This window comes from Bradyrhizobium sp. UFLA05-109, from assembly GCF_054185165.1.
This window is the reverse complement of sequence record NZ_JBBIAR010000008.1, coordinates 34,871-44,285: the sequence shown is the minus strand read 5'-3', so window position 1 is coordinate 44,285 and position 9,415 is coordinate 34,871. Positions and strand designations below refer to the sequence as shown.

Genomic DNA, 9,415 nt, shown 5'->3' with positions numbered 1-9,415 from the left:
CTTAGTTCCACCCATTTCGACCCATGTGAGACCTGCGATGATGTCCGCTTTTAATGCTGCGTTGAGAGCCATTGCAGACGCGCGTTCGGAGTCGGACAATGCAGATAGGTGACAAAATTGTGGTGCCGCCCGATGTCTGCCCATAACTTCAGTTCCGCTTTTTTCAAGGGTCCCCGAAAATGCTTTCACATCGTCGCTTAACAACCGCACGACCAACACAATGAACCATCAAAGCGCCGTTTCAAAAGCAGTTGATAGCGCGAGCTGGGGACTCAGGGAGGGTACCCATGGCGCTCCAATTCCGTACCATCGACGGTTCAGACAACAATCCTTCGGACCCGGCGCTAAATCAGGCCAACACAGACTTTGCACGGGTGGGGCCGGCAAATTTCGCCGATGGCTTCGACGCCATGCAGCCTGGTCCCAACCCACGCGAGATCAGTAACATCGTGGTGGCGAACGGTCCCGACACGCATCTTGAGGTCAACGGCGTGGCGCTGTCCGGGATGATGTATGCATGGGGCCAGTTTGTCGATCATGACCTCGACCTAGAAAAGAGTGGAACCAATACGGCGGATATTTCAATACCCGTGCCGGCGGGTGACAGCCTACCTCAAGGCACCGTAATTCCGTTGACCCCTTCTATCAACCTACGAAATTCGAATTGTCGATCAATCTGAAAGCCGCCAAGGCGCTGTCTCTTAGCGTGCCAACCACACTGCTAACAGCCGCCGACGAAGTGATCGAGTAAGCCTTTGCTGCGGCGCTGGGGTCCGGTGAGGCCCTTCACCGAAGTGGCGCGCCTCGTCGAGGTACATGCCCTAGGCGCGCCGCATCAGCTTGAGCGAAGCCGCAAGACGCAGGCTGCGCTTGCCTGCGAGGGCGACGCCTTCGAACTCACCGCTGTCCGCGGTGCAGCTTCCGGAGAAACCGATCCCAACCTCATAGCCGCCGAAGACGGGATTCTCGCCCTTCGCGGGCGTGTGCTCCTGGTTGAGCATCTCGCCTTTCCAGCGGCCGTCCGCCGAGGAATACGAGTCGAGATAGTAGAAGAATGCGTCGCCGCCGAGGATACGGCCGTCCATCAGCAGCATCACGCCCGTGAGCCCGGCATCGACGCCATCGAGCGCGCGCAGATGGATCGCGTAGAGCCCGTTCGCGATGCCGCCTGCTCCGACAATGCCGCGCGGCGGCAGCGCATCGTCGTCGAGCCGCGTAAGCTCGGCCCAGAACATCGCGCCCGGCACCGGAGCGGCCTCGCCTTCGAAACAGATGCCATTGCTGTTGGGCCGGCCGCGCACGCTGATGGCGGCGACATCGGTGCCCATCAGCGGCTTGTAGCAGGGATCGTTGTTGTGACGCTCGGTGATCACCTCTCCGATGATCTCGCCGCCACGCTCCTCATAGGTGCCGAGATGCGCAAAGGCGGAATTGCCGCCCAGCAGCTTGCCGTTGTGCATACACATGATGCTGCGGCCGAACGCGTCGTTGACGCCGTATTCCACCTTGTAGAGCCCGTTCAGCAACGAAGGAAATCCCGGAAAGCCATGTCGAGTCCCAAGTCACGGCTACCTAGCACCGCCACCTTGCCGAGGCCATCAGGCTTTTCCGCGCAGGGCGCTCCGTTGGAGAGGCGCTTTCCGCTCCGATAATGCCATCATGCCTCTGATTTGCCCGACGCGTCAACCAATTTCGCCAAATCCGCAATACATCACCTCACCTCCCCGGCTACTTTGCATGGGGTTGTTTTCGATGTTTTTGTTGCTCGGTCCGCGACGGCATTCTAGTGCCGCTTGAAATACTGCACCTCACGCTCGTGCTTCTCGGCGGCCGCACGGCTCTTGAACGTTCCGAGGTTGCGGCGCTTGCCGGTCTTCGGGTTCACCTTGCGCGAATAGAGACGATATTCGCCGGACGACAATTTGCGGATCATGTCGCGACTCCTGTTCGTTTCGGTCTCAACGACCGGGACGCGAACTGGGTTCCTTCACGGCTTGTCTGGCGAGAACTACTGATTTCCAAAGCCGTTCAAAAGCAAAGCGTGGTGACGAGCTGGCCTTGCTTGTTCTTGATCGCATAGGGACAACGGATCCGCTCCAGCGCCTTCTTGGCATCTTCGTCGCCGAGCGCCGCTGCTCGTTCGTAATACGCCTTCGCAGCGGCCGCATCCTTTTGGCCGCCACGGCCTTCCTGCGCGAACGCGCCCATCCGCTCCAGTGCGCCCGGGTGATTTTGCGCGGCGGCCTTCTCGAACAGTGCGCGCGCCGCGACGTCGTCCTTTTCACCACCGTCGCCGCTCGCGAGCATCAGGCCGAGCTGGTATTGCGCCTCCGCGTTGGTCTCGGCAGCCTTGCCCCGCAGCTCGCGCGCCCGCGCCGGGTCGGCCGGAGCTGCCCCTCCCGAACCACCGAGCGCGGCGAGATTGCTGACGCCGCGGGGATTGCCGGCCTGCGCCGCCTTCTCGAACAGCTTTCGCGCCTGCGCCTCGTCTTTGGCGACGCCTGCGCCGGTGCCGTAGAGCACGCCGAGCTCGACCATCGCCGCACTCGAGCCCCTGTCCGCCGCCTTGCGCCAGGCTGCCATCGCGTCCGCCATGTAACGACCGGCGGCGTAGGCGCGCCCGAGCTCGTACAGCGCACGGCGCGAGGCCCCTGCCGCCGTCTTGCAGAACTTGATCGCGGTCGCGATGTCGGCAGGAGCTAGCTCGGCGACCCCTTTCACGTCAGCCGGCTTGTCGGGATCGCTGGGATCGGCCGCCAGGCGATCGCACAGCACGAGATCGGCCGACTGCGCATGTGCGGCGAGCGGTGCCGCGAACGTCAGGAGAATGGCGCAGAGAGCTTTCCGCATGGCCGGCAGGTTGCGTCCGGGCATCGGCGAATTCAAGGCTCGAGGCCCGACTCTCGCAACACAGGCGCAACCTCGGGCGAAGCCAGGTAGCGCAACAACCGATCGGCGTTCCCAGCATTCGTCGCCCTTGTCATGCGACCGGCCGAGAACAGCGCCGGCGTCTGCAAGTCCAGCGGGATCGGTCCAACCACCTCGATGCCGTCGACCTGCTTCAACTCGCTGATCTGCTGTACGGCGAGATCAGCCTCGCCGCTCGCCAGCCGTTCCGCGGTAAACCCCTGCTGGACGATGGTCGCCTTGGCGTTGATCTCGGCCGCAATGCCCATTCGAATGATCAACCCGGCAAAGTAGATGCCGCTCGCACCCAGCCGCGAATAGGCGACCGATCGCGCCGCAAGCAGCGTCTTGCGCAAGGCGCTCTCGCTGGAGATGTCAGGATGCGCCTGCCCTGCGGCCACGGCGATGCCGACATAGGAGCGCGCGAGGTCGGCGGCGCTTTCCGCCACGACGCGCCCCTCGGCGATGACTTCGTCGAGGCCTTCGCGCGTCAGGATCACGAGATCGGCGGCCTCTCCGTCCCGTAAACGCTTGAGCAACGCCTGCGTCGGCGCGAAGTCGGCGTCGATATGGACACCCGTCGCGGCTTCGTAAGCGGCGGACAGGCTGCGCATCGCCCCCATCAGGCCGAGCGTCGAGAGCATGCGGACGATGTTTTCCATGGTTCTCCGTCGATCACTCAGGCGCGATGCATCAGCTTCAGCGCCGCAGTCAGCCGCAGGCTGCGCTTGCCGGCGAGTGCGGTGGCTTCCAGTACCGCCTGCTCGTCATCATAGGTGCCGGAGAAGCCGATGCCGACCTCATGGCCGCCGAACACCGGATTTTCATCGCGGGCCGGCGTGTGCTCCTGGTTCAGGATCTGGCCCTTCCAGCGGCCATTTGCCGCCGTGTAGCTGCCGAGATAGTAGAACGAGGCATCGCCACCGAGGATGCGGCCCTGGTTCAGCAGCATGACGCCGGTGAGGCCCCCTTCGATGCCGTCCAGCATCCGAAGATGGATCGAGTAGAGACCGTCGGGGATGCCGCCCTCCCCGACGCCGCCAGCGATCGGCACCTCGTCCTCCCTGATCGGCATCATCACCGACTGGAAGGGCACGCCGGGCAATTCCTTCAGCTCGCCCTTGAAACGGTAGAGATCACCGTCCGGCCAGCCCTTCGCGAGCAGGGTCGCATCATCGGTGCCGGCCATCGCGAGATAATTCGGATCGGGATTATGGCGCACGGTCTTGATGACGATCGCGACCTCCTCGCCCGCCTCCTCATAAGTGCCGATATGGGCGAAGGCCGAGTTGCCGCCCAGCATCCGGCCGTCGCCGACATGCATGACGCTGCGGCCAATAGCTTCGCCGAGCTGAAACCGTACCTTGTAGAAACCTTCCAACACCAGCCGCGTCCCCGGCCTGCGCGCATCCGAGGCGGGAGTGTACCCCGCTTTCGTCCGTGGGGGACAAGTTTCGTAACTCACCGCAGCGCGCGATATCGCCAACTGTCATCAAAATGCAAAAATCCGCCGAAGCCTCTCGGCCTCGGCGGATTCGAGAGCCAACCCCGACCAAGCCCCCAAGGTCCGGGCCGGGAGGATCTTAGGCGGCCGCCTTCTTGTCGGTCGGCACGGACGAGATCGTCTTCAGGATCTGCGAAGCGATCTGGTATGGGTCGCCCTGCGAGTTCGGACGACGGTCTTCCAGATAGCCCTTGTAACCGTTGTTGACGAAGGAGTGCGGAACGCGGATCGAAGCACCGCGGTCGGCCACGCCGTAGCTGAACTTGTTCCAGGGCGCGGTCTCGTGCTTGCCGGTCAGACGCTTGTCGTTGTCCGGGCCGTAGACGGCGATATGGTCCATGAGGTTCTTGTCGAAGGCAGCCATCAGCGCCTCGAAATACTCCTTGCCACCGACCGTACGCATGTACTCGGTCGAGAAGTTGGCGTGCATGCCCGAGCCGTTCCAATCGGTGTCGCCGAGCGGCTTGCAGTGGAATTCGATGTCGATGCCGTACTTCTCGGTGAGGCGCAGCATCAGGTAGCGAGCCATCCACATCTGGTCGGCAGCGGTCTTGGAGCCCTTGCCGAAGATCTGGAATTCCCACTGGCCCTTCGCGACTTCCGCGTTGATGCCTTCATGGTTGATGCCGGCCGCGAGGCAGAGGTCGAGATGCTCTTCCACGATCTTGCGGGCGACGTCACCGACGTTCGAGAAGCCGACGCCGGTGTAGTACGGGCCCTGCGGCGCCGGATAGCCGGCCGTCGGGAAGCCGAGCGGACGGCCGTCCTTGTAGAAGAAATATTCCTGCTCGAAGCCGAACCATGCGCCGGCGTCGTCGAGGATGGTGGCGCGCTTGTTGGACGCATGCGGGGTCTTGCCATCGGGCATCATGACTTCGCACATCACGAGCACGCCGTTGGTGCGGGCGCCGTCCGGGAACACCGCGACCGGCTTCAGCACGCAATCGGAGCTGTGGCCTTCGGCCTGCTGGGTGGAGGAGCCATCGAAGCCCCAAAGCGGAAGCTGCTCGAGCGTCGGGAACGACGCGAATTCCTTGATCTGAGTTTTGCCGCGCAAATTCGGAGTCGGCGTATATCCGTCGAGCCAGATGTACTCGAGCTTGTACTTGGTCATTGAGCCTCTCTAGATGATGCGAAAGGTGGGGACCGGTGGCCCCCGCACGTTGTACCCGGCCACCATCGGCCGGCGCTTTACAAGCATTTCGCGTGCCAAAACGCCGCACTGCGGGAGGTTTACCGGCCGTGAGGCTGCGAATCTCGCCGGCTATTTATCGGCGCATGCGTCAAAGCAGCGCACCTTTACGCTACCCCGCACCGCAAAAAACCGCGGAAAAAGCCCGATTTCACGGCATACGCCGCGCTGCACCCAGCCACCGGCTAAAGCCGCGCCAATCGCTCGAAATTTTCGCGATGTCCCGGGCTGCCTCCCCGCAACCTTCGCACCGGCCAAAGTGTTGGTCACTCGGAACCTGCCTCGCAGAATGCAGATACTCGACTGCCTACAAATTAGGCCAACAATGATGCCATTTTCAGCACTTTGCATTTCAGCCAGCAGGGCCAATATGGGGTGACCCAGTAACCATAAGCGAACGAGTCGGGCGCACCATGGAGGGCAAGCGCTCCGGCTTAAGGAGATACCGCAATGATGAACAGTAACTTGGGCCAGGGGTCGGCCAAGATCTACCAATTCCCTGTCGGGGGCCGCGCGGCTCTCGATGGTCGTCGGAATAGTGAGGCCAGGCCGCCGGATGATCAGGTCTCGTCGCCCATCGTCGAGACGATCTGCAGCGGCAGTTGGTATCACCAGGAGGCGATCGAGGAAGCCAAGCCGAAATGGGATCGCTGATGCCTGCGTTGCCTTCGGTGCCGCCCCGCGCTCGCAAGCGTCCAGCGGAAGTTTGAAAAAGGGTCGAAACGGGATCGTTTCGGCCCTTTTTGATTCTCGTTCTGATGCTTGCGCTCAGCCCAGTTCGCAGGCTGTGACCGGCCGCTTCAGATGCTGGACCGTGGTACCTGTCTTGCCGATCTTGAGCGTGATCCCGGCGCCGGAGTAGCGCGCACCCGACAGTGTCAGCCGCTTGGCGAGCGGAATGGCGCCGCCGTCGATCTGCATGAAGGCGCGCTTGTCGTGCTCGTAGAATGCCACGATGAACTGCGTGCCGTCGGCGCAACGATAGCCCTGAAACGTCTGCGCGCTCGCACCGGTCGCATGGAAGGTTCCGCCTGCCGAGACGGCGACAGCCAAAATAATGGCCTTGTGCCGGTCCATGCTCGCCCCCTGTAATGGAGTTCAAGTATATCGCGCACGAGCCGCGCGATCGATTCCGCCGGCAACATAGCCCAGGCTGTTCCTATGTCAGACTCCCCTGCCCGCCACCTCGCCTTGCAAGGCGCCAGCAATTTTCGCGACCTCGGCGGTTACCCGACCGCGGACGGCCGGCAGACCCGCTGGCGGCACCTCTTCCGCTCCAATCATCTCGCCCTCCTAACCGCGACCGATGTCGAGATCGTTCGCGGCCTCGGCGTGCGGAGCGCGTTCGATTTCCGCGGTGTCGAAGAGCGCGCGGACGCCCTGTGCAGCGTGCACGAGATCAACACACATTCCCTGCCGATCGAGCCGACGGTGGTGGCTGCACTCAGGGCGCGGCTGGCCGAGGGCGCACTGACCGCGCCGGCCGCGCTGGAGATCATGCGCGAGTCCTACCGCAACTATGTCCGCCACAACACGCATAGTTTTCGCGCGCTGTTCGGTCATCTCCTGGAGGATCGCGCGCCGCTCGTCATCCACTGTACCGCCGGCAAGGACCGCACCGGCCTTGCCTGCGCGCTGATCCTGCATGCGCTCGGCGTGCCCGAGGAGACCATTGCGGAAGACTATCTGCTGACTAACCGTTTCTACCGCCGCGACCCGTCGGCGGCATCCGAACTTCCGGCGGACGTGCGCGACGCAATCGGCTCGGTAGAGGCCTCCTATCTCGAGGCCGGCTTCGAAGCCGTGCACGCTGACTATGGCGATCTCGAAACCTATTTGCGCGACGGACTCAAGCTCGGGACAGCCGAGCGCACCGCTCTGAAGGAGCGCTATCTGCAAGCGTGAGCCACAGCGGCCTTCTCAAGCCGTCAGCCCGGTCGCCTTGATGATGGCGTTCTTGAGGGCAGAAGAGATCTGCTGGGTGCTCCAGTCACCCTGATGCAGCTTGTCAGGATCGCTCATATCTATCAATTGCTCGAACGACACGTTGTCCTGCACGTGCCAATGCCGCATGAGTGCCCAGCGCTGAAACAGATTGACCTCGGCCTCATTGGCAGCATCGCGGATCAGCCGGACCATCTTGTCCGAGAGCTCGGCTCGATCGTCCCAGAGCATCTTCGTCGTATACTGCGGATCAATCATCAGAACCTCGAAGCCGCGAGCGCACAATTGCGCCAGGCCCTTCCTGATGTTCCCGGCAACGACGTCCACGTCATATATGTCATTGTGAAAGACCGCGTTCGTTCCGACCTGCCAGATGACCAATGCCGGATCATCATGGAAAATATCGGCCTCGAAGCGTCCGAGTTCTTCGTTTGCCTCTTCTCCGCCCCTGCCCCGGTTGAGCACGTCAATCCGGATGTCCGGCCGGTGGACAACGTCCTTGAAGTATTGTCGCAAATACATCTCGAGCCGATAAGGATACGGGACGACATCGCCTCGTCCGGCGGTCGAGGATGATCCCATGGCCACGATGCGTACCGGGCCCTTCCCGTCCAACGCCTGCCGAAGCCGCATCAGCGGGTATTTTAGGTCGACGATCGCCGCGGGAAACTCGATGGTCGGCAAATTGTCGGACATGAAACAACCTCCTCTACGATCTAAAGTTGCATCTATAGCCCAGCCTTGAAGCTGCCGCCATTGCAAGCCCAATTCGCTCCGCGCAATAGTCGGCGCGAATTATACCGACGGAGGACATCGTGCAGGGGAAAGTCATTGTCGTGACCGGTGCGCTCGGCGCGCTGGGCCAGGTGGTGGCGGAGACGGCGCTGGCGCGCGGCGCGCGCGTCGCCGGCATCGATCACGCGCCTTCGCAGGCAGTCGCGACTGCGCAGCGTATCGAGTTCGGCGGCGTCGATCTCACGGACGAGGCGCAGGCGAAGACGGCGGTCTCGGCGGCGGCAAAACATTTCGGCCGGCTCGATGCGCTGATCAATATCGCCGGCGGCTTTGCCTTCGAAACCGTCGGCGACGGTGACATCAAGAGTTGGCAGCGGATGTATGCGCTGAACGTGCTGACCGCGCTCAACACCTCACGCGCCGCGCTCACGCATCTTGCAGCCTCGAAGGCCGGCCGCATCGTCAATGTCGGTGCCATGGGTGCGCTCCAGGCCGGCTCCGGCATGGGCCCCTACGCAGCCTCGAAGGCCGGCGTGCACCGCCTCACCGAGGCGCTCGCCAACGAGTGGAAAGGCAAGGTCACGGTGAACGCGGTGCTGCCTTCGATCATAGATACCAAGGCCAACCGCGCCAGCATGCCTGATGCGGACGTCTCCAAATGGGTGACGCCGCAGGAGCTCACTGAAGTGATCCTGTTCCTCGCAAGCGATGCAGCAAGCGGCGTGACGGGTGCGCTAATCCCGGTGAGCGGACGCGTTTAATCCGGCACAAGGAGCCGCAGATTGCCTTTGAAGCGGATGCTCTGCTTGCCGGCGAGTGCGATGCCTTCGCCATAGGCGGTCTGGTCGGTGTAGGTCCCGCTGAAGCCGATGGTCACGACCTTGCGGCCCCACACCGGCCGCTCGTCGAACGAGGGCGAGTGTTCTTCGTTGATCAGCTCACCCTTCCATTTGCCATCGCACGACGTGTAGGTGCCGTAGGCGAAGAAGAAGGAGTCGCCGCCGCGCATGGTGCCATCGCGCAGAACCATGACGCCCTGATTGCCGCCCTCGACACCATCCAGCATCTCGATGCGAATGTGATAGAGCCCGTTCCTGATTGTCATGTCGCAAGTGCCCGGCTGGCCCCTCTTG

At 62.6% G+C, this 9,415-nt stretch carries 13 protein-coding genes; 4 read left to right on the top strand and 9 right to left on the bottom strand.

Annotation, left to right across the window (positions count from 1 at the left end; translation table 11 throughout):
* Positions 1 to 287: 287 nt before the first annotated feature.
* On the top strand, positions 288 to 680 hold the full coding sequence (locus Q3C01_RS07555; RefSeq protein WP_458144692.1) for a peroxidase family protein: 393 nt from the start codon (positions 288 to 290) through the stop codon (positions 678 to 680).
* A 141-nt stretch (positions 681 to 821) separates the two neighbouring features.
* Here the strand turns inward: Q3C01_RS07555 and Q3C01_RS07550 are convergent, their stop codons facing one another.
* The 6 genes from Q3C01_RS07550 to Q3C01_RS07525 form a co-directional block, all read right to left on the bottom strand.
* Positions 822 to 1,526: a GrlR family regulatory protein gene (locus Q3C01_RS07550; protein ID WP_458144691.1), complete on the bottom strand. Its 705-nt coding sequence runs from the start codon at positions 1,524 to 1,526 to the stop codon at positions 822 to 824.
* A gap of 257 nt (positions 1,527 to 1,783) precedes the next feature.
* Positions 1,784 to 1,933: a hypothetical protein gene (locus Q3C01_RS07545; protein ID WP_211985139.1), complete on the bottom strand. Its 150-nt coding sequence runs from the start codon at positions 1,931 to 1,933 to the stop codon at positions 1,784 to 1,786.
* A 95-nt stretch (positions 1,934 to 2,028) separates the two neighbouring features.
* Positions 2,029 to 2,850: a tetratricopeptide repeat protein gene (locus Q3C01_RS07540; protein WP_458144820.1), complete on the bottom strand. Its 822-nt coding sequence runs from the start codon at positions 2,848 to 2,850 to the stop codon at positions 2,029 to 2,031.
* Positions 2,851 to 2,882: 32 nt separating this feature from the next.
* Complete coding sequence (locus tag Q3C01_RS07535; RefSeq protein ID WP_458144690.1) at positions 2,883 to 3,569, bottom strand: substrate-binding domain-containing protein; 687 nt, start codon at positions 3,567 to 3,569, stop codon at positions 2,883 to 2,885.
* Positions 3,570 to 3,586: 17 nt separating this feature from the next.
* The gene (locus Q3C01_RS07530) at positions 3,587 to 4,291 is read right to left on the bottom strand and encodes a GrlR family regulatory protein (protein WP_458144689.1); all 705 of its coding nucleotides are present in this window, start codon (positions 4,289 to 4,291) and stop codon (positions 3,587 to 3,589) included.
* Between the two features lie 199 nt (positions 4,292 to 4,490).
* Complete coding sequence (locus Q3C01_RS07525; protein WP_458144688.1) at positions 4,491 to 5,525, bottom strand: glutamine synthetase beta-grasp domain-containing protein; 1,035 nt, start codon at positions 5,523 to 5,525, stop codon at positions 4,491 to 4,493.
* Positions 5,526 to 6,053: 528 nt separating this feature from the next.
* On the opposite strand from Q3C01_RS07525, the gene Q3C01_RS07520 reads away from it, so the two are divergent.
* On the top strand, positions 6,054 to 6,257 hold the full coding sequence (locus tag Q3C01_RS07520) for a DUF2735 domain-containing protein (protein ID WP_458144687.1): 204 nt from the start codon (positions 6,054 to 6,056) through the stop codon (positions 6,255 to 6,257).
* Between the two features lie 114 nt (positions 6,258 to 6,371).
* On the opposite strand, the gene Q3C01_RS07515 is transcribed toward Q3C01_RS07520, so the two are convergent.
* Complete coding sequence (locus tag Q3C01_RS07515; RefSeq protein ID WP_458144686.1) at positions 6,372 to 6,680, bottom strand: MliC family protein; 309 nt, start codon at positions 6,678 to 6,680, stop codon at positions 6,372 to 6,374.
* Between the two features lie 84 nt (positions 6,681 to 6,764).
* Between Q3C01_RS07515 and Q3C01_RS07510 the strand changes: the two genes are divergently transcribed.
* Positions 6,765 to 7,508, top strand: a complete 744-nt coding sequence (locus Q3C01_RS07510) for a tyrosine-protein phosphatase (RefSeq protein WP_458144685.1) — start codon at positions 6,765 to 6,767, stop codon at positions 7,506 to 7,508.
* A gap of 15 nt (positions 7,509 to 7,523) precedes the next feature.
* Here the strand turns inward: Q3C01_RS07510 and Q3C01_RS07505 are convergent, their stop codons facing one another.
* Complete coding sequence (locus tag Q3C01_RS07505; protein ID WP_458144684.1) at positions 7,524 to 8,243, bottom strand: SGNH/GDSL hydrolase family protein; 720 nt, start codon at positions 8,241 to 8,243, stop codon at positions 7,524 to 7,526.
* A gap of 119 nt (positions 8,244 to 8,362) precedes the next feature.
* Here Q3C01_RS07505 and Q3C01_RS07500 point away from each other — a divergent pair, with 119 nt between their 5' ends.
* Positions 8,363 to 9,043 (top strand): SDR family oxidoreductase, encoded by a 681-nt coding sequence (locus Q3C01_RS07500; protein WP_458144683.1) that lies wholly within the window; start codon positions 8,363 to 8,365, stop codon positions 9,041 to 9,043.
* On the opposite strand, the gene Q3C01_RS07495 is transcribed toward Q3C01_RS07500, so the two are convergent.
* Positions 9,040 to 9,387 (bottom strand): hypothetical protein, encoded by a 348-nt coding sequence (locus tag Q3C01_RS07495; RefSeq protein WP_458144682.1) that lies wholly within the window; start codon positions 9,385 to 9,387, stop codon positions 9,040 to 9,042. The genes Q3C01_RS07500 and Q3C01_RS07495 overlap by 4 nt on opposite strands.
* Positions 9,388 to 9,415: the final 28 nt, after the last annotated feature.

What these genes read in the sequence shown, in the direction of transcription:
- Q3C01_RS07555 (WP_458144692.1), top strand. Translation starts at nt 288, where the DNA reads ATGGCGCTCCAATTCCGTACCATCGACGGTTCAGACAACAATCCTTCG.
- Q3C01_RS07545 (WP_211985139.1), bottom strand. Translation starts at nt 1,933, where the DNA reads ATGATCCGCAAATTGTCGTCCGGCGAATATCGTCTCTATTCGCGCAAG.
- Q3C01_RS07540 (WP_458144820.1), bottom strand. Translation starts at nt 2,850, where the DNA reads ATGCGGAAAGCTCTCTGCGCCATTCTCCTGACGTTCGCGGCACCGCTC.
- Q3C01_RS07535 (WP_458144690.1), bottom strand. Translation starts at nt 3,569, where the DNA reads ATGGAAAACATCGTCCGCATGCTCTCGACGCTCGGCCTGATGGGGGCG.
- Q3C01_RS07525 (WP_458144688.1), bottom strand. Translation starts at nt 5,525, where the DNA reads ATGACCAAGTACAAGCTCGAGTACATCTGGCTCGACGGATATACGCCG.
- Q3C01_RS07520 (WP_458144687.1), top strand. Translation starts at nt 6,054, where the DNA reads ATGATGAACAGTAACTTGGGCCAGGGGTCGGCCAAGATCTACCAATTC.
- Q3C01_RS07515 (WP_458144686.1), bottom strand. Translation starts at nt 6,680, where the DNA reads ATGGACCGGCACAAGGCCATTATTTTGGCTGTCGCCGTCTCGGCAGGC.
- Q3C01_RS07510 (WP_458144685.1), top strand. Translation starts at nt 6,765, where the DNA reads ATGTCAGACTCCCCTGCCCGCCACCTCGCCTTGCAAGGCGCCAGCAAT.
- Q3C01_RS07505 (WP_458144684.1), bottom strand. Translation starts at nt 8,243, where the DNA reads ATGTCCGACAATTTGCCGACCATCGAGTTTCCCGCGGCGATCGTCGAC.
- Q3C01_RS07495 (WP_458144682.1), bottom strand. Translation starts at nt 9,387, where the DNA reads ATGACAATCAGGAACGGGCTCTATCACATTCGCATCGAGATGCTGGAT.